This is a genomic window from Paenibacillus sp. R14(2021), assembly GCF_019431355.1.
Classification (GTDB): domain Bacteria; phylum Bacillota; class Bacilli; order Paenibacillales; family Paenibacillaceae; genus Paenibacillus_Z.
On sequence record NZ_CP080269.1, the window covers coordinates 3,602,084 to 3,622,166 of the forward strand.

12 protein-coding genes and 1 pseudogene are annotated in these 20,083 nt (G+C 50.4%); all 13 read right to left on the reverse strand.

The features are described 5' to 3' along the window. Positions 1–45: 45 nt before the first annotated feature. Positions 46–2,553, reverse strand: a complete 2,508-nt coding sequence (gene secA, locus KXU80_RS16830) for a preprotein translocase subunit SecA (protein WP_219834384.1) — start codon at positions 2,551–2,553, stop codon at positions 46–48. A gap of 178 nt (positions 2,554–2,731) precedes the next feature. Further along, entirely contained in the window at positions 2,732–9,112 is a 6,381-nt protein-coding gene (locus tag KXU80_RS16835) for a hypothetical protein (protein WP_219839280.1), read from the reverse strand. A 255-nt stretch (positions 9,113–9,367) separates the two neighbouring features. Next, a pseudogene (locus KXU80_RS16840) lies at positions 9,368–9,529 on the reverse strand (transposase); the annotation flags it as partial. 4 nt (positions 9,530–9,533) lie between these two features. Then, complete coding sequence (locus KXU80_RS16845) at positions 9,534–9,908, reverse strand: transposase (RefSeq protein ID WP_258171039.1); 375 nt, start codon at positions 9,906–9,908, stop codon at positions 9,534–9,536. Between the two features lie 332 nt (positions 9,909–10,240). Continuing rightward, positions 10,241–10,786: a ribosome hibernation-promoting factor, HPF/YfiA family gene (gene hpf / locus KXU80_RS16850; RefSeq protein WP_219834386.1), complete on the reverse strand. Its 546-nt coding sequence runs from the start codon at positions 10,784–10,786 to the stop codon at positions 10,241–10,243. Positions 10,787–11,016: 230 nt separating this feature from the next. Then, on the reverse strand, positions 11,017–11,214 hold the full coding sequence (locus KXU80_RS16855; RefSeq protein ID WP_090575545.1) for a cold shock domain-containing protein: 198 nt from the start codon (positions 11,212–11,214) through the stop codon (positions 11,017–11,019). A gap of 137 nt (positions 11,215–11,351) precedes the next feature. Further along, positions 11,352–12,047 carry an acylneuraminate cytidylyltransferase family protein gene (locus tag KXU80_RS16860; RefSeq protein WP_219834387.1) on the reverse strand — a complete coding sequence of 232 codons (696 nt, stop codon included), beginning with the start codon at positions 12,045–12,047 and terminating at the stop codon, positions 11,352–11,354. A 37-nt stretch (positions 12,048–12,084) separates the two neighbouring features. Further along, positions 12,085–13,134: a nucleotidyltransferase family protein gene (locus KXU80_RS16865; RefSeq protein WP_219834388.1), complete on the reverse strand. Its 1,050-nt coding sequence runs from the start codon at positions 13,132–13,134 to the stop codon at positions 12,085–12,087. 129 nt (positions 13,135–13,263) lie between these two features. Then, positions 13,264–14,346: an N-acetylneuraminate synthase gene (neuB, locus tag KXU80_RS16870; RefSeq protein WP_219834389.1), complete on the reverse strand. Its 1,083-nt coding sequence runs from the start codon at positions 14,344–14,346 to the stop codon at positions 13,264–13,266. Positions 14,347–14,424: 78 nt separating this feature from the next. Continuing rightward, a complete protein-coding gene (gene neuC, locus KXU80_RS16875) occupies positions 14,425–15,603 on the reverse strand; it encodes a UDP-N-acetylglucosamine 2-epimerase (protein WP_258171040.1) in 1,179 nt (392 codons plus the stop codon). Further along, the gene (locus KXU80_RS16880) at positions 15,597–16,775 is read right to left on the reverse strand and encodes a LegC family aminotransferase (protein ID WP_374987710.1); all 1,179 of its coding nucleotides are present in this window, start codon (positions 16,773–16,775) and stop codon (positions 15,597–15,599) included. Before KXU80_RS16880 ends, neuC begins: the two co-directional genes overlap by 7 nt. A gap of 13 nt (positions 16,776–16,788) precedes the next feature. Beyond that, complete coding sequence (locus tag KXU80_RS16885) at positions 16,789–17,796, reverse strand: NAD-dependent 4,6-dehydratase LegB (RefSeq protein WP_219834390.1); 1,008 nt, start codon at positions 17,794–17,796, stop codon at positions 16,789–16,791. Between the two features lie 9 nt (positions 17,797–17,805). Then, positions 17,806–20,073: a motility associated factor glycosyltransferase family protein gene (locus tag KXU80_RS16890; RefSeq protein WP_219834391.1), complete on the reverse strand. Its 2,268-nt coding sequence runs from the start codon at positions 20,071–20,073 to the stop codon at positions 17,806–17,808. Between the last annotated feature and the right edge of the window lie 10 nt (positions 20,074–20,083).

Genomic DNA, 20,083 nt, shown 5'->3' on the forward strand with positions numbered 1-20,083 from the left:
CACCTCAACCTATCGTTCTGTGCCTACCTTATGCAGCTGTAACGCTTATTGTCCGTGGCACTGCTTGTATTTCTTGCCGCTTCCGCAGGGGCATGGATCGTTGCGGCGCACGCGTTCTTCCTTACGCACCGGACGTTTCTCCTGAATCTCGCTGCTGCCGCCGGATTCCGTCTGGCCCTTAGCAACCTCTTGTCGCTCTAGGTTGTTCTCGACATGGGCCTTCATGATGTATTTTGTGACTTCTTCTTGAATATTCTCGATCATTTCCTTGAACATCTCGAAGCCTTCGAACTGATATTCACGAAGCGGATCTGTACCGCCGTAAGCACGAAGGTGAATCCCCTGACGAAGCTGATCCATCGCATCGATGTGGTCCATCCACTTGCTGTCTACCGCGCGCAGCACGACAACCTTCTCGAATTCGCGCATGGTTTCCAAGCCGATTTCCTCTTCGCGCTGATCGTACAGGCCGTTGACCTTCTCGTAGAGAAAGTCAATGATTTCCTGCGGTTCCTTGCCCCACAGATCATCCTTCGTAATCATCTCTTCGTTCAGGAAGTTCGCTTCCGCAAAATCCACGACCTCTTGCAATTCCCAGTTCTCCGGAATTTCGTCAGCCGGACAATGCGCTTCCACGATCTTGGTAATGACCGGTTTGATCATCTCCAGCACGATGTCGCGGATATTCTCCGAGAACAGCACCTCGCGGCGCTGCTTGTAAATAATTTCACGCTGCTGGTTCATGACATCGTCGTACTGCAGGACGATACGGCGTTGATCGAAGTTGTTGCCTTCCACTCGTTTCTGCGCGGATTCGATGGCACGGGAGATTAAACGGCTCTCAATCGGCTGATCCTCTTCGAAGCCCAGCTTCTCCATCATGCCCATAATGTTCTCAGAGCCGAAGCGGCGCATGAGGTCATCTTCCAAGGACAGATAGAATTGCGAGGAGCCCGGGTCGCCCTGACGTCCCGCACGACCGCGCAGCTGGTTATCAATACGGCGGCTCTCATGGCGCTCCGTACCGATAATATGCAGACCGCCAAGATCGCCAACGGACTCTTCCAGCAAAATATCCGTACCGCGGCCTGCCATGTTCGTCGCGATCGTAACTGCGTCCGATTGACCTGCGCGCGAAATAATTTCTGCCTCTTCCGCATGGTACTTCGCGTTCAAGACTTTGTGCTGTACGCCGCGTTTCTTCAGCAATTCGGACAGCTTCTCGGAGTTCTCAATGGACACCGTACCCACAAGAACAGGCTGTTTGTTCGCGTGGCGCTTCACGATCTCTTCGACAACGGCTTTGAATTTGCCGTTCTCGGTTTTATACACGACATCGGCAATGTCGTTACGGATATTTTTCCGGTTCGTCGGGACTTGAATAACTTCGAGACCGTAGATTTTCTTGAACTCTTCTTCCTCCGTCTTCGCCGTACCGGTCATCCCGGCCAGCTTGCGGTACATCCGGAAGTAGTTCTGGAACGTGATCGTCGCCAGCGTCATGCTTTCGTTCTGGACTTTGATCTGTTCCTTCGCTTCAATGGCTTGGTGCAGCCCGTCGCTGTAACGGCGGCCTGCCATCAGACGGCCCGTGAACTCGTCGACGATGACGACTTCTTCTTCTTGCACGACGTAGTCCACGTCGCGCTTCATAATAACATGCGCTTTAAGCGCTTGTTGAATGTGGTGATTGATCAGAATATTGGCATGATCGTACAAGTTCTCGATGCTAAAGGCTTTCTCAGCTTTCTCGACGCCTGCATCCGTCAACATTACCGAACGCATCTTAATATCTACGGTGAAATCATCTTCTTCTTTCAGACGCTGTACGAACCGGTCCGCGGCAAAATACATCTCCGTCGACTTGGCGGCTTGCCCGGAAATAATAAGCGGTGTACGCGCTTCGTCGACGAGAATGGAGTCCACTTCGTCAATGATAGAGAAATAAAGCGGACGCTGTACCATCTGTTCCTTATACAGCACCATGTTGTCGCGCAGGTAATCGAATCCGAATTCGTTGTTCGTTCCATATGTGATGTCGCATGCATATGCAGCTTGCTTCTCGTCATGCGAGAGGCCGTGCAGGTTGCAGCCGACGGTTAAACCTAAAAATTGATACAGCTGGCCCATCTGCTCGCTGTCACGAGTAGCAAGGTAATCATTGACGGTAACGACGTGAACGCCTCTGCCCAGCAGCGCATTCAAATACACGGCCAGCGTTGCCACAAGCGTCTTACCTTCACCTGTTTTCATCTCGGCAATTTGCCCTTCATGCAGCACCATGCCGCCGATCAGCTGTACATCATAATGACGCTTGTCCAAGACCCTCTTGGACGCTTCTCTTACAACGGCGAACGCCTCAGGAAGCAGGGCATCAATATCTTCACCTTGTTCCAGACGGGATTTGAATTCCGTCGTCTTGTCTCGAAGCCCCTCATCCGAAAGCTGAGCGATTTGCGGCTCCAAACCATTGATTTCCTCTACGGTACGCAAAAGACGCTTAATCTCTCGTTCGTTGGCGTCTCCGAATAATTTCTTCACAAGTCCGAGCATGGTCTTCCCCTTTCGATGTTACGCCTGTTTGCATAAATTGTAACAGTTTGCGGCTGTTCTCGCAATGTTGGTGCCTAGGCGGCACGGTTCATTTCCTTCATTTGCATAGTTAGCGGAGAACAAAAAAAACTTGGCTTCTGTAATTAATACAGAAGCCAAGGAGCCTCAACTCAAATTTTTATTCAGCAATATACTCTTTAATTACAATTGTGCTTTCTGCTTTGTTTGCTTTTGTAATCGTGATGTACACTTTACCGGCACCTACGGATAGCTGTGCAATGGAAACATTTACAGCCGTTTTTCCGTTAGCCACTGTCGCTGTTCCGAGTGCTGTTCCGCCTGTCGCAGCATCATATACTGTCACGACGTCTCCAGCGGACAATCCGGTAACGCGTACGATATCGTCTTCGCCATCGTTATTAAGTACAACGATATTGGCAGCCAGTGCAGGAGATGTAGTTTCCGTATCATACGTTTTAGCTGTTCTTGCGCTCTCCAGCTTGTCTGTGCCTGTTACACTCACATACACCGTACCTGCAGCCACCCCAATTTGTGTAATCGTTACTGTTGCGGACGTTGCACCTGTTGCTACTGTTGCTGTACCAATTGCCGTGCCGCCTGTTGCTACGCTGTACACGTTCACAACGTCGCCTTCTGCCAGACCCGTTACAACAACTTTATCGTCTACGCCTGCTTTGTTGTTCGTTGCTGTGATATTCGCTGCCAACGGTGCCACAGTTACTGGTTCTGTCAAGTACGTTTTCGCGATACGTAAGCTTTCCAGTTTATTCGGTTTCGTCACTGTAACGTATACCGCACCGCCTGTTGCCGTAAGCAAGTCCTCATCGGAGATCGTTACGTCCGTTGCGCCGGATGCTACCGTTGCCGTGCCGATTGCCGTGCCGCCTGTTGCTGCGCTGTACACGTTCACGACATCGCCTTCGGCCAGACCCGTTACTTTCACGGTATCTGCAGTGCCTGTTGGATTGTTAGCTACAGTAATCGTTGTTGCCAATGGCGCTACGCTGATTTCGCCATCGTATGCTTTAGCTGTTCTTGCGCTCTCCAGCTTGTCTGCGCTTGTTACACTCACGTACACGTTGCCTGATGCTGCGCTGATTTGCGTGATTGTTACTGTTGCAGACGTTGCGCCGGATGCTACTGTTGCTGTTCCGATTGCCGTGCCGCCTGTTGCTGCGCTGTACACTTTCACAACGTCGCCTTCCAGAAGGCCTGTTACGACGACTTTATCGTCTACGCCTACTTTGTTGTTCGTTGCCGTGATGTTCGCTGCTACCGGTGCCACAGATACTGGCTCGGTTACGTACGTTTTTGCAACGCGCGTACTTTCAAGCTTGTTCGCTTTCGTTACGGTTACGTATACGGAACCGCCTGTTGCTGTCAGCAGATCCTCATCGGAGATCGTTACGTCCGTTGCGCCCGATGCTACTGTTGCCGTGCCGATTGCCGTGCCGCCTGTTGCTGCGCTGTACACGTTCACGACATCGCCTTCGACAAGGCCTGTTACTTTCACGGTATCTGCGTTGCCTGTTGGATTGTTAGCTACAGTAATCGTTGTTGCCAATGGCGCTACGCTGATTTCGCCGTCGTATGCTTTAGCTGTTCTTGCGCTCTCCAGCTTGTCTGCGCTTGTTACACTCACGTACACACTGCCTGATGCTGCGCTGATTTGCGTGATTGTTACCGTTGCAGATGTTGCGCCGGACGCTACTGTTGCTGTTCCGATTGCCGTGCCGCCTGTTGCTGCGCTGTACACTTTCACAACGTCGCCTTCCAGAAGGCCTGTTACAACGACTTTATCGTCTACGCCTACTTTGTTGTTCGTTGCTGTGATGTTCGCTGCTACCGGTGCCACAGATACTGGCTCCGTTAAATACGTTTTTGCTGTACGCGTACTTTCCAGCTTGTTCGCTTTCGTTACGGTTACGTATACGCTGCCGCCTGTTGCCGTAAGCAAGTCCTCATCGGAGATCGTTACGTCCGTTGCACCGGATGCTACTGTTGCCGTTCCGATTGCCGTGCCGCCTGTTGCTGCGCTGTACACGTTCACGACGTCACCTTCTACAAGGCCGGTAACTTTCACTGTATCTGCGCTGCCTGTTGGATTGTTAGCTACAGTAATCGTTGTTGCCAATGGCGCTACGCTGATTTCGCCGTCATACGTTTTAGCTGTTCTTGCGCTCTCCAGCTTGTCTGTGCTTGTTACGCTCACGTACACGCTGCCTGCTGCTGCGGTGATCTGCGTGATCGTTACCGTCGCGGACGTTGCGCCTGTTGCTACTGTTGCCGTGCCAATTGCCGTGCCGCCTGTCGCTGCGCTGTACACTTTTACAACGTCGCCTTCCAGAAGGCCTGTTACGACGACTTTATCGTCTACGCCTACTTTGTTGTTCGTTGCTGTGATGTTCGCTGCAACCGGTGCCACGGATACTGGCTCGGTTACGTATGTTTTTGCAACGCGCGTACTTTCCAGCTTGTTCGCTTTCGTTACGGTTACGTACACGGAGCCGCCTGTTGCTGTAAGCAGATCTTCATCGGAGATCGTTACGTCCGTTGCGCCGGATGCTACCGTTGCCGTACCGATTGCCGTGCCGCCTGTTGCTGCGCTGTACACGTTCACGACATCGCCTTCTACAAGGCCTGTTACTTTCACTGTATCTGCGGTGCCTGTCGGGTTGTTAGCTACAGTAATAACTGTTGCCAATGGCGCTACGCTGATTTCGCCGTCATACGTTTTAGCTGTTCTTGCGCTTTCCAGCTTGTCTGCGCTTGTTACGCTCACATACACGCTGCCTGCTGCTGCGGTGATCTGCGTGATCGTTACCGTCGCGGACGTTGCGCCTGTTGCTACTGTTGCCGTGCCGATTGCCGTGCCGCCTGTTGCTGCGCTGTACACTTTTACAACGTCGCCTTCCAGAAGGCCTGTTACAACGACTTTATCGTCTACGCCTACTTTGTTGTTCGTTGCTGTGATGTTCGCTGCTACTGGTGCTACCGATACTGGCTCGGTTACGTATGTTTTTGCAACGCGCGTACTTTCCAGCTTGTTCGCTTTCGTTACCGTTACGTATACGCTGCCGCCCGTTGCCGTAAGCAGATCCTCGTCGGAGATCGTTACGTCTGTTGCACCGGACGCTACCGTTGCCGTACCGATTGTCGTGCCGCCTGTTGCTGCGCTGTACACGTTCACGACATCGCCTTCTACAAGGCCTGTTACTTTCACGGTATCTGCGCTGCCTGTCGGGTTGTTAGCTACAGTAATAACTGTTGCCAATGGCGCTACGCTGATTTCGCCGTCATATGCTTTAACTGTTCTTGTGCTCTCCAGCTTGTCTGTGCTTGTTACGCTCACATACACGCTGCCTGCTGCTGCGCTAATTTGCGTGATCGTTACCGTCGCGGACGTTGCACCGGAAGCTACCGTTGCTGTTCCGATTACCGTGCCGCCTGTTGCTGCGCCGTACACTTTCACAATGTCGCCTTCTGCCAGACCCGTTACAACGACTTTATCGTCTACGCCTACTTTGTTGTTCGTTGCCGTGATGTTTGCTGCTACCGGTGCCACGGATACTGGCTCCGTTACATACGTTTTCGCTATACGTGCGCTCTCCAGTTTGTTCGGCTTCGTCACTGTGACATACACGCTTCCGCCTGCTACCACGAGCAAGTCCTCATCGGAGATCGTTACTTCTGTTGCTCCGGACGCTACCGTTGCCGTACCGATTGCCGTGCCGCCTGTTGCTGCGCTGTACACGTTCACGACGTCACCTTCGACAAGGCCGGTAACTTTCACTGTATCTGCGGTGCCTGTCGGGTTGTTAGCTACAGTAATCGTTGTTGCCAATGGCGCTACGCTGATTTCGCCGTCATACGTTTTAGCTGTTCTTGCGCTCTCCAGCTTGTCCGTGCTTGTTACGCTCACATACACGCTGCCTGCTGTTGCACTAATTTGCGTAATTGTTACTGTCGCGGACGTTGCACCGGAAGCTACCGTTGCTGTTCCGATTGCCGTGCCGCCTGTTGCTGCGCTGTACACTTTTACAACGTCGCCTTCTGCCAGGCCTGTTACGACGACTTTATCGTCTACGCCTACTTTGTTGTTCGTTGCTGTGATGTTCGCTGCTACTGGTGCCACAGATACTGGCTCCGTTGCATACGTTTTCGCTGTACGCGTACTTTCCAGCTTGTTCGCTTTCGTTACCGTTACGTATACGCTGCCGCCCGTTGCTGTCAGCAGGTCCTCGTCGGAGATCGTTACGTCTGTTGCACCGGATGCTACCGTTGCCGTGCCGATTGCCGTACCGCCTGTTGCTGCGCTGTACACGTTTACGACGTCACCTTCTACAAGGCCGGTTACTTTCACTGTATCTGCGCTGCCTGTTGGGCTGTTCGTTACCGTAATGGCTGTTTGCGCTGGCGCTACGCTGATTTCGCCGTCATACGCTTTAGCTGTTCTTGCACTCTCCAGCTTGTCCGTGCTCTTCACGCTCACGTACACATTGCCTGCTGTTGCGCTAATTTGCGTGATCGTTACTGTTGCCGAAGTTGCGCCGGATGCTACCGTTGCTGTTCCGATTGCCGTGCCGCCGGACGCTGCACCGTATACTTTTACAACGTCGCCTTCCAGAAGACCCGTTACCACAACTTTATCGTCTACGCCTACTTTGTTGTTCGTTGCCGTGATGTTTGCTGCTGCTGGTGCTACAGATACTGGCTCCGTTACATACGTTTTCGCTGTACGCGTACTTTCCAGCTTGTTCGCTTTCGTTACCGTTACATATACGCTGCCGCCAGCTGCTGTGAGCAGGTCCTCATCGGAGATCGTTACGTCCGTTGCACCTGTTGCTACTGTTGCCGTACCGATTGCCGTACCGCCTGTTGCTGCGCTGTACACGTTCACGACATCGCCTTCTGCCACACCCGTTACTTTAATCGTATCTGCGGTGCCTGTTGGGTTATTCGTTACCGTAATGGCTGTTTGCGCTGGCGCTGTGCTGACTTCTCCGTCATACGCTTTAGTTGTTCTTGCACTCTCCAGCTTGTCCGTGCTCTTCACGCTCACATACACATTGCTTGCTGCCGCACCGATTTGTGTAATCGTTACTGTTGCCGAAGTTGCACCTGATGCTACCGTTGCTGTGCCGATTGCCGTGCCGCCGGATGCTGCGCCGTATACTTTTACAACGTCGCCTTCTGCAAGACCCGTTACGACGACTTTATCGTCTACGCCTGCTTTGTTGTTCGTCGCCGTGATATTCGCTGCTACTGGTGCCACAGATACTGGTTCCGTTACATACGATCTTGCTGTACGCGCACTTTCCAGTTTATTGACTTTCGTCACCGTTACATACACGCTGCCGCCAGTTGCCGCAAACAAGTCCGCTTTAGAAACCGTTGCTTCTGTTGCGCCAGATGCTACCGTTGCCGTGCCAATCGCCGTGCCGCCTGTCGCTACGCCGTACACGTTCACGACATCGCCTTCTGCAAGGCCGGTTACTTTCACTGTATCTGCGCTGCCTGTTGGGTTATTAACTGCTGTAATAACCGCTAACGCTGGCGCCACGCTAATTTCACCGTCATACGTTTTCGCTGTTCTTGCGCTCTCCAGCTTATCTACGCTCTTCACGCTCACATACACGCTGCCTGCTGCTGCGCTGATTTGCGTGATCGTTACCGTTGCGGAGGTTGCACCTGTTGCTACCGTTGCCGTGCCGATTGCCGTACCGCCTGTTTGTGCGCTATACACGTTCACAACGTCGCCTTCTGCAAGACCGGTTACGACGACTTTATCATCTACGCCTGCTTTATTGTTAGTCGCAGTAATATTCGCTGCTGCCGGTACAGTCGATACCGGCTCGGAGTTATACGTCTTGGACGTACGCAAACTCTCCAGCTTATTAACTTTTGTAACCGAAACCTGAGCAGTTCCGCCTGTTGCTGTCAGCAAATCCGCTTTAGAAACCGTAACTTCCGTTGCGCCGCTTGGCACTGCTGCACTTTCAAGGATGCTTCCATAAACCGTGACGACATCGCCCTCTGCGAGGCCGGTTACTTTGACCGTATCGGGACTTCCCGTTTTTTCATTACTGATCGTAATGTTCGCTGCCAACGGTGCTACAGAAGTTTCAGAGTCATACGCTTTAACAACACGCGTGCTCTCCGTATCTGTACCATTGCCGCTTGTTACCGTGACATATACGCTGCCAGCAGCACTGCCTAGCTGATTAATGCTCACGAGCGCTTCAGTAGCACCTGTTCCTACGGTAGCAGTACCCATCAACGTTCCAGCTGTTGCTGCATTGTACACCTTCACAACATCGCCTGCAGCAAGTCCGGTTACTTTGACCGTGTCTTGCACCCCTGACTTATTATTCGCAACATTAATTGCTGCTGCTGACGGGGCTGTCGTTCCAGCTGCAAATCCAATGGATGGACTCACTGTAGAAAATAGTAGCGTTGCGCTCAATAATCCTGTTGCAAGTCTTGCAGTCTTTGTTTTATTACTAGGCTGCACTTTAGACTTTGGCTTTAATTTCATTTGACTTTGCCTCCACAGTAGATGTAGTCGTTTTCTACTACTACTATCGGAAAGAACTATAGCGTTTTGTAGGTATATTTTCACATTTCGTATTTTCTATTGGAATTGCCAACATTCTGTAGAACTAGTTTCGTTGCGCTTCAGTCCTTACAACCTGCAGTAAACATAAAAAAGGGGCTGTCTCAAAAGGGTTGAAGTAATTATCTTCTAACTCCGAAAACCCTCTAATCGCACAAAAAATGGCGTTACAGCGTCCTATCCCTGTGGCGCCATTTGCCGTTTTCGGTCCACCGCGGCTTTCTTCAACAGGTTGTGGGCAAGCGAAAGCCACCCGACCTCTAGGCTCACTTTTGGCAGGCCGCGAAGCAGGAATCTTCGAAATCCCCGGTTATTTTTCAGCTGTCCAAATACGCTCTCTGGTTCATGCATCCGCCGAATCAAGCACGTCTTTCATGCGTTCGGAACGAAAGCGATTAATGGTGCGAAAGTCTGGACGCTGCCGTGCAGCCAGCCACATAAACATGATATTCTCGCAAACGGCTTTGGCAATCTGGCGCGAGGAGTAGATGCGCTGCGCGTAGGCGTAGATGCGCTGCGCGTAGGCGTAGATGATGATCTTCGTCAGCATCTTGGGGTGGTAGCTGTCTCGTCCTCCGCCGGGATAAGCTTTGGTGAAGAGCTTCATAGGTAACCGATCGACGGCTTCGTTGATGACGCGAACGATATGGTTTTGAGGGATGTCTTCCTGCAGATCCATTGGCAAAGCGAGTTGGTCCATGCTATATTCTTTGTACATAAAGAAACCTCTCTTTATTTAGAATGGGTGGGTGGTACCTCCATTTTAACAAGGAAAGGTTTCTTTTTGTTTTAAAATTTAAAGGGTAACCTGAACGGAGCAGGTCGCATGATTCTGGAGATGCGTCAGCGTTCGCCTTTGTGAGCGGATTCCTACCTTAACTAATTACATGCAAGGAATCCGGGAACAACAGCGATCGGAAGAACATGCGGGCCGCGCAGTGGATAGGTAACCAAAGATATGGTAAGAGAAACGGGGGCGCCTATCGTCATCTTTTGATGACTTTTGGGACACCCCCCGTTCCTATCCCTATGTGTCAATGAAATGAATGCTTAAGTTTGTTCAATGAGTCCGTACTTACCATCATTTCTCCTATATACGACATTCACTTCACTCGTCACAGAATTCGCGAACATGAAGAAAGAATGACCGACCATATTCATGTGTAAAATGGCTTCTTCAACATCCATGGGCTTCAACATGAACTGCTTTGTACGTACAAGCTCAAATTCCTCCTCCTCATCAGCGACTCGAACTGATGAGCCCTCTTCTTTAAAGAAGGTGCGAATACCGCTTTCTTTACGGAATTTACTGTTTATTTTCGTTTTATGTTTGCGAATTTGCCGTTCCAGTTTGTCCACTACCAGGTCAATTGAAGCGTACATATCCTCGCTCTTCTCTTCGGCTCGAAGCATCACGCTGGTCAGCGGAATCGTCACCTCAATGGCATGTTTACCTTTCGTAACGGACAGGGTTACGTTTGTTTCGGAGGTAAAGGGCTCTTCAAAATACTTTTCCAGGCGGCTGAGTTTCTTCTCGACATAGTCGCGCAAGGCGTCTGTCACTAAGATGTGTTGACCTCGAATGTTGTATTTCATATGGCATTCCTCCTTTTACATACTCTTATTATAACATCTTATGCAGGCGATCTCAAAGATATTATCTGTTTTTTTTGAATAATTAAACAATTTAGTAGATTGTAATACTAGACTGGAACATGTTAGCCCAATTGTTCTGTTAAATGGAAAAGAGCCCTGGTTGCCCAGAGCTCTTGCTTGATACGTTAAGCGCATACCATGTATGATGTAGCCGCTTAACAGCGGGATAATTACAGTTTAGTTACGTTAGCAGCTTGAGGACCGCGTGCGCCTTCGACGATGTCGAATTCAACCGATTGTCCTTCTTCAAGTGTTTTGAAACCTTCGGATTGGATTGCGGAGAAGTGAACAAATACGTCGCCGCCTTGCTCAGTCTCGATAAATCCATAACCTTTTTCAGCGTTGAACCATTTTACTTTACCTTGCATTCAGAACATTCCCTTCATCTTCAAATAGCTGCGAGATCACTAGGCGTGGCCCACAAATCGAATATACCATCGCCGTCACAATATTGTCAATATCTATTTTGTAAGCGAATACATTACCTTAAACCAATCCCCTGCTATCATTTCTTAAGCAGTTGAATCATACTCTCTGCCACCACAAAATCGAGCATCGTATCGATATCTAATGAGCGGTCCTTAGGCATCTTATATCCCTCTGCACCTTCATAGAAAAAAGATTGATTCGATACAATAAAAGAACTGTACGCAGCATATACGGCACCGTTCAACACATAAACTTTTGAAGCGGCTTGGCGCTGAAGAACAAACTCCGCATCGCTCACCGCGGGAGCGAGTACGCGGCTCTCCTCACTCACAGTAAACATCCAGGAGAGCGGCTTCTCCATGTCCGTTACTGATACTACGCTTGAGGCGCCTGAAGCAACGAGCTGCTCTAAGCAGCCGTCAATGTCCTCTGCGATCCGAAACGGGCTCGTAGGCTGAAGAAGCAGTACAATCTCATACGTCTTCAACATTTCGATCGCATGAATGACCGGCGATATGCCCGGCGTGTCGTCTTGCGCCAATTCCGCGGGGCGCATGAAAGGAACTTGTCCCCCCCATTCCCTCGCAGCAGCTGCGATCTCCAGGCTATCCGTTGATACGAATGCATAATCAATGTATTTGGATGCCATTGCAGCATCCAGCGTCCATGCCAGAAGAGGCTTCCCGTCCAGCAGCCGGATGTTTTTCCTCGGAAGCCCTTTGGAGCCTCCTCTTGCCGGGATAACAGCGAGTACTTTTTTACCGTCTATCACACTGTCAACTCCCTGCCATCAAGGATGCTAGATATATTTATCCGAAATTCTCCATAAATTCGCCGTTCGCCCGATCAAAATCATCTTTACGCCCAATATCGATCCAATACTCTCTGATCGGGAAGACCGCCGTATTAAACTCCCGTCGGATCGCCTCATCAAATAGCGTAGGCATATCGAAAAATGTATCCTTGGCGATGATTTGCAATATTTCCGGATCGATAACGTAAATACCTCCGTTGACAAAAAACTTCTGCAAAGGCTTCTCTTCGATTTTCCTTAGCCTATGGTTCTCAACCTGTACGACGCCATACGGAATTTGGAACTCGTATTCCCTTACGCACATGGTGGCTTTCGCCTTGGCTTCAACATGAAAATCGACCAACTGACGGAAATTCACCTTGGTCAGCAAGTCTCCGTTCATCACGATAATCGGCTGAGTCAAGATCTCCGGAATTAAACTAAGTGCACCGGCCGTGCCGAGCCGCTTCCCTTCATGTATGTAGCGAATCTCGATTCCCCATCGCGATCCATCGCCGAAGTAGTCTTTTATCATATCCGCTTTATAATTCACGGATATATAAAAACGATGAAAACCGTTGGAAATAAAGCTTTCGAGGATCACTTCCAAGATAGGCTTCATACCGATCTTAAGCAGGGGCTTCGGACAATCTTTGGTCATTTCCCCAAGCCGCGAACCAAGTCCTCCAGCCATCAGAACGACCCAATTATCCCGGCTATTCCGCTGCAGCAAATCATCGAGCAAGTCAAGCCTTACCACTCGTCCCGCTTCATCCAGCACGGGAAATTGGCGCAAATTCAAGTATTGCATGACGCTCAAAATCATATCCCGATCCATATCAAGTCTAGCTGTTCTCGGTTCTCGGTTCATGACCATCGAGACAGGGGAATCTAACCCGATTCCGCGCAATATGCCTCTTCGCACATCGCCGTCCGTAACCGTTCCTAATAAATGCCGTTCTTCATCCACAACAAGCGCAATTTGCATGGATCCGCGATCGATTATTTGAAGTACATCCAGGATCGACTGATCAGGTGAAACGAACAACTCCTGTATTGGTTTCATGTTATGATTTCTCCTTAGCTGGAACACCGTATGCGAAAGAATGGACCTGAATGTTATGAAGAATGCGCAATACTGCCGACTGTAGGCTCCTCGATTTGAGCGTGACGATCAATCGACGCCCTTCGAGGATCACCATTCGATTAACTCGTCTTGCTCGTAGCTGCGATTCGCCTTACGCCCCAGGATTTCCCAATATATTGAAGGGCTGAGGCCATTTCCCGGCCGTTTCAGCGTGAGGTTCGTCTCATCGAACGCTTCTCCCGGCTGGATGCTGCGGGACGCAACGATGCTTTTGCGGGCAGGGGTCATATTCTTTAGTTCTGAGGCTGCCGGGTATTTCACCCGTGTGCCTAGCGCCGCTTCCGTATGCCGGATCTGCTTGATCAGCGCCTGAATTTCCTGCGGCTCCAGTGAAGCTTGATGGTCCGGCCCTTCCATCGTTTTGTCGAGCGTGAAATGCTTTTCGATCATTTTGGCACCGAGCGCTACGGCAGCAACGGAAACTTCCGTTCCTAGCGTATGATCCGAGTAGCCGGCAGGCAGCCCAAACGCTTGTTCAAGCGTAAGCATTCGGTTCAAATGTACATCCTCGTATGGCGTCGGATATTCCGTCGTGCAATGAAGCAATGTCACTTTATTACGCAAAGCCTGCTGCCCTTCCTCAGAAGCGTAGATACTTCGAAATGCCGATAGAGACGGCTTGATATTCTCATCCGAGACGAGTCCGAATGCGATAACGGACAGCGCCTCTTCCACCTCGCCCAGCGTGGCCATCCCCGTAGAGACAATCAGCTCGCAGCCCGTTTGGGCAGCTTTCAGCAACAAGGGCAAATTGGATAAATCCCCGGACGAAAATTTAAGACGCGGCAGCCGCAGCCTCTCCGTCAATAGAACTAAACTTGCGTCGTCAAAGGGCGTCGACAAGAAATCGATGTTATGCAGTCGACAGCATTCGATTAATTCCACGTGGTCGTCGAGAGACAACTCAAGTCGGCGAATCATTTCCAATTGCGATTCTTGCGAGTCCGTCAGCCTTTTTTGGTATTCGGCTTTTTCAGCACGGCTGCTGACTAATTTTGCAGCTTGAAAGGTTTGGAATTTAACCGCATTCGCTCCGGCTTTGGCAGCCTCTTCGACCAATCTCTTGGCCAGCTCGATCGAACCGTTATGATTGACTCCCGCTTCTGCGATAATATAAGTGGCACCTGTCATTCCCAAATCCCCTTTTGAAGTACGAACATTCTTCTGCTTAATACCGGCTGCGCTGCCGTGATATTGAACTGCAATGGCTCATGGCTTTATCTCATAAAAGGACTTATATAAAACGCCTTCAAGCGAAATGTGTTTCAAAACCGCTTTAATCTTCGGAGCTGTATTTCCATCTCCGTATATAGAGGACATGGACCGCAGCGATTCTTGAAAAGAGGGGGTTAGCGCATAGTTAATCGCCCGCACGATGTCTGTGCTGGATGTGCCGCAATCGATCACGGATGGGCCTTTCATGCGTCCTCCCTGACGATTCCCGATATTGACCGTCGGGATATGAAACATCGGCGCTTCAAAAATACCGCTGGAGGAATTCCCAATTACAGCACTCACATGACCAAGCGCACTTAAATACCTTAACTGCCCTAAAGAAGTGAAGCATTTGACGCGCTCTGGATGACAAGCCGCATACTCATCCATCATCGCCCCGATAACTCGCCCATCCATGTCGGAATTCGGTTTCGTGAAGATGATCTTCGCATCCGGGAAACAGTCCAAAGCGTCCAGCAATTGTGCGATCAGCTCGCTGGAAGACTGCTTCGCTAACGTTAGCGGATGATAGGTAACGAGGAGATTCGTCGTTCCGAATTCGAAATCCAACGCTTGTTCAAGCTCATGCTTGTCCAGCAAACGAAGCTTACGTATGTTATCCAGACCGATTGCACCTACGTTATGAACACTGTCAGGGTTTTCCCCCATTTGAATCACGCGCTGCCTGTATTTCTCGGTTGCGGTAAAGTGCATATGCGCCATTTTGGTCACGCTGTGGCGGATCGCCTCGTCAACAGCCCCCTCCGTGCTTTCTCCTCCGTGAAGATGAGCAATTGGAACGTTGGCGATCATCGCGGCTTGCGCTGCTGTCATGATTTCATACCGGTCCCCTAGCAGCACGATGATATCCGGCGATAAGCGCTCCATGGCGTCCGCGAAACCAATAAGCGCCAGGCCCATCGACTTTGTTATGCCTACCGCCGTATCGCTCGACAGGAGCATTTCTACTTTGGCATCGATCTTGAACCCGTCGGTCTCGATTTGCCGTACGGTAAGTCCGAACTCGGGAGAGAGGTGCATGCCGGTTACAAGGAGCTGAAGCTCGATATCGGGGTCTTCATTCAGCTCCTGAAGCAGCGGCGTCAGCAGTCCATATTCCGCCCTCGTGCCGGTAACAACACATATCTTTCTTTTCCCAGCTGGCGTCAACAATGGATCAGCCCCTGACTGCTCGGCACATTGATAACAGCATCCTCCATCCGCTGTGTGACGGGAAGCGGCATTCGCGGCGCATGTTCAAACATCGGAAGACGGTGCATAGGTACCCAGATCGGACGCGTTTGGAAGCCCGCGTCATTCGTCTGCTGCAGGATCCGGTCTCGCATAGCCGGATCGGGTTGATCCAATATAAGCGCGTTCAGCCAGTAATTGCTTCGGCAATCGACCGGCTCCGTCATCAAACGAAGGCCCGGCATTGAACTAAACCGCTCCACATACCGCTCCGCTACTGCTCTCTTGTCGGCAATAGCTTGATCCAAATTCTCCAGCTGTGCGCAGCCAAGAGCCGCATTCAGATTGGGCATCCGATAGTTGTAACCAACCTGATCATGCATATAGGTCCAGCGATGAGGAAGCTTTGCTGTTGTCGTTAGATGTTTCGCCATCTTAGCGAGCTCTGCGTCATTGGTGACAATTGCGCCGCCGCCGCCAGTCGTTATGATCTTGTTGCCGTTGAAACTGAACGCTCCCAGCCGTCCAAACGTCCCCGTATGCCGGCCTTTGTACGTAGAGCCTAGTGATTCGGCGGCATCTTCCACAAGTTCGAGCCGATACCGCAGGCACAATTCCATAAGCGGATCCAAATCCATGGGATGGCCAAACGTATGCATCGGTACAACAGCTTTAATGCGGTTTCCAGTTATTCGGTTCCTTGGCTCACCTTCGGAATCGAAATGCACGATGTCATTCAGATAGGTCTCCATTGCACCTGCATCCATTCCGAGCGTAGTCCCGGAAATATCGACAAAATGAGGGATCGCACCGCAGTAACTGACCGCGTTCGCCGTAGCGACAAAAGTCAAGGAAGGGATGAGTACTTCATCCCCTTCCTTGACTCCGGCAAGCAGCAAGCTGACGTGCAGCGCGGCAGTTCCGTTCACAACGGCCACCGCATAAGCTGCCCCAGTCCGCGCTGCCATCTCTCTTTCAAACCGGTCTACGAACGGTCCCGCGGAAGAAACCCACCTCGTATCGATGCATTCCTTGACGTAGTTCCATTCATTGCCGGCAAACTCAGGCTCATGGAGCGCGAGCGCTCCATTCCGTCGGCCGAACATATTCTCTAATATGGCGACGATTTCTTCTGGCAAGCGTTCCTGGCTCACATCGCAGTTCCCCTTAAATGTTATAAATCGAAGCCTTGTACTGCTCTAGATTGCGAGGATTGCTAAACCAAGCTATGGTTTCCTGAAGCCCTCTTCGGAACCCGTCTTCTCCTGCATAATCGGGGCTCCATGCCAGCAGCTCAAATGCCTTCCGATTATCGGCCCATAAGCGTTCGACTTCGCTTTTATCGGGACGTATGCGCACTTCGTCTGTTACCCATTCGACTTCTCTTCCCATCAGCTCTCCGATCAGCTTGGCGGTACGTCCGATCGAAATTTCGAAGTTGCTTCCGATATTAATAACCTCACCTACGCTTGAGGGCGATTCGAGCATATGAATGAAGCCCTGGACCGTATCCTTCACAAAGTTAAAATCTCGCGTGGGATGAACGGCGCCCAGCTTGATGCTGTTCTTGCCCGCTGCAAGCTGGGTAATAATCGTTGGAATGACCGCCCTCGCGGATTGACGCGGGCCATACGTGTTAAATGGACGTATGATGCCGACAGGCAATTCAAAGGACCGGTAAAACGAAATCGCCATCTGATCCGCCCCGATTTTGGAAGCCGAATACGGAGACTGCCCCTGCAGGGGGTGGTTCTCGTCGATGGGCACATACTGCGCCGTGCCGTATACCTCACTAGTCGAGGTATGGACAACTTTACTGATTCCCAGGTCCCGGGCGGCCTGCAGGACGTTAAGCGTGCCTTTGATATTCGTGTCCACGTACGTGTCGGGCGAGTGATACGAGAACGGAATTGCAATCAGCGCGCCCAGATGCAGAACCGCGTCGCAGCCTTTCATCGCTTCTTTCACGCCGTGCGGGTCTCTTACATCGCCGGCAAATACCTCAAACTTCCCCTGAACATCCTCCGCAGCATGGTCCAACCAGCCCCAGGAGTTGAAGGAGTTATACAGCGTAAAAGCGCGTACATCATATCCGCGGCGAACGAGTGCCTCCGTCAAGTGGGATCCGATAAATCCATCGGCACCCGTAACTAATAGTTTACGAAATTTCGTCATATGCGCTCCTTAAGTATCGCTTGTTGACATCGACAGCGACGGTTCTTGATGATGAATGCGGCGAAGCGATTCCTTGACGATCTCTATGAGAGCAGGGCTCCCGGCAAGGAAGGTTCGAATGAGAGGACCTACGGCATCACGAGTCCGTTCGGCTCTCTTGATGAGATTATTCTCTTGCACGATAGATGGTAAATCACGTTCCATCTCCAAAATCTCATTACGATAGACTTTGAGATACAGCGCCTTAAATGGCCCACTATGAATGACGGAACGCCACTCCTCATCAAATTCCGCCATCAGCTTCAAGCATTTTTTCGGATTGACCCTGCTGAGATCGACAATCTTCTTAATACTTTCATCCAAGAACTTTAGCTTCTGTTCATTCAGCAGCAGCTTCTCGTGCAGGTCAGCAGTACGGTTCTGAATCAGCGTTACTTTCTGCTCGTCGTACGGCTGCAGATTCGATACCGCTTTGAAGAAGAAGTCATCCTCCGGGTGCACGTTCTTCAAACGTTCGTAAACGTCGTCAAGTGCCTCCCACGTCGTATATTTGATCTTCGCGCCCATTTGAGTAGCGTTCGTAAATCGGATCTGAGGGAACGTCTCGATTAGATTCTCTATGCCAGCCAGCGTTACTTTCATGGCGTCATTGGTACGATTCACGGTTCCGCGCACGTTTTCAACAAAATATATCGCCTTTTCAAGGACGGAATCGCTATATTCCTGCGTAAAGTGCGCGGCCCCCGGCGCGTACATGCTGGTGCCCGGATACGAAAAATCTTGACCCGTAAACACGATTTCCTTGCAGCCCATGTAGATGGCCGCTTGAATCGCCGTCCCCGTAACCGAATCCGTCGGTTTGAAGAAAGGATAAGGTTCCCCGAGATCAAAGATATATTTGTTCGTAATGTCACTTGTAAAAAACAAATGGATCAGATTGTCTATTCTAGCGTCGAGTATCTCGTGGTACAGCATCGGACTAAACATAAATGGGATGCCGGCGATATCCAAGTTTTTAAATACGTTATTGTTGATCGGATCCCCGTCAATCGAAACAATAAGGTGCGGCTCTATGCCGTAATGCAGCAAGGACTGCGTCGTTGATCCTGCCGCAATAATGATCGCATGCGGCTTCAGTTTCTTCAAGCATTCAATATCCGCTTCCAGCGAGGGACCCGCCCCCGCGACGATAGCGGTCATGCCTTCCATTTTGCCTTGCAGCCCCTCGATTGAAGGTGATTCCAATGTTTTGGCAAGGTTATTCATATAATTCGTAACCCACTGCAAACCGTATTTCTTATACATGATAAATGAACTGTCATAATTGATAATGGCCGTTCTTGCGTCTGTGAAAAACTCGGATTTCTCTTGCTCTTTTATTCGGTCATAGACAGGCAGCGAAAGCGTATCAGCCCCTGCTTTCAAATACCTTAAGAAACCATAGATGAAGTTGTCCCTGTCCAACTTCGTTCTGCCGACAACGATTTCCTTCACACCGGACTTGGAAATGATTTCCGATAGCTCTATGACTTCCATAGCCGCCAGCATCACCTGCTCATCCGGCTCGTATATATAAAGCCGATGCCCCGGGTATATTTCCGCATATGCCTGCACATGGAAGCCGAACCCAAATCCAAATAAGATCAAATTATCTTTACGCTCATCGCTAGCCATGGACTTCGCCCAGCATCTGGTTTCATGAATAGGATCGTATTGGCTGTACAAATAGGTGGCGTATTCTCCCGCCATGTACAAGTTCGGCTGCTTGTTCTTGGTATAAATGACTTGATAGTTCTCCGAATCTCTAGTAACCGTGCTTAATTGACCATAGACTTGCGGAAAGCGCTCTTTCAAATAGGCCATATTTCTTACGAACCGTTCATTCCGTACATGCTGCGTTTCACCAAGCTGTGCAGCCAAACGTTCTACAATTTCAATCAGCTCGTATTGCAAGTAGTCGCTTGCTGCAACAAAATCCTCTTCGTCCACGCACTGGTTCATAGCTTGGAATTTGTCGCTTAAATCGGAAATGGTTCTTTCGATTCCCGGCAGCAACGAACGAAGTCGGCCGGTCTGAACGATATCCCCATGCATGGCTTGAAGCGTTCGATATAAATCATCAATACCTTCAACAACATCACCAAATTGCTGCCATGCATCTTCGGTCATCGGCCTGTAGAGCAGCTTCGCAATCGTTTCGCATGCAGAACTAAGCTTAGGTAAGAAGAGCTTTATTTCTTCTATGACCTCTTCCGTTCGAAATTCTAGTTGATCCATTCATCTGCCC

Coding starts and splice junctions, on each gene's coding strand:
- secA (WP_219834384.1), bottom strand. CDS start 2,553: ATGCTCGGACTTGTGAAGAAATTATTCGGAGACGCCAACGAACGAGAG.
- KXU80_RS16835 (WP_219839280.1), bottom strand. CDS start 9,112: ATGAAATTAAAGCCAAAGTCTAAAGTGCAGCCTAGTAATAAAACAAAG.
- KXU80_RS16845 (WP_258171039.1), bottom strand. CDS start 9,908: ATGTACAAAGAATATAGCATGGACCAACTCGCTTTGCCAATGGATCTG.
- hpf (WP_219834386.1), bottom strand. CDS start 10,786: ATGAAATACAACATTCGAGGTCAACACATCTTAGTGACAGACGCCTTG.
- KXU80_RS16855 (WP_090575545.1), bottom strand. CDS start 11,214: ATGCAAGGTAAAGTAAAATGGTTCAACGCTGAAAAAGGTTATGGATTT.
- KXU80_RS16865 (WP_219834388.1), bottom strand. CDS start 13,134: ATGAAACCAATACAGGAGTTGTTCGTTTCACCTGATCAGTCGATCCTG.
- neuB (WP_219834389.1), bottom strand. CDS start 14,346: ATGACAGGTGCCACTTATATTATCGCAGAAGCGGGAGTCAATCATAAC.
- KXU80_RS16885 (WP_219834390.1), bottom strand. CDS start 17,796: ATGACGAAATTTCGTAAACTATTAGTTACGGGTGCCGATGGATTTATC.
- KXU80_RS16890 (WP_219834391.1), bottom strand. CDS start 20,073: ATGGATCAACTAGAATTTCGAACGGAAGAGGTCATAGAAGAAATAAAG.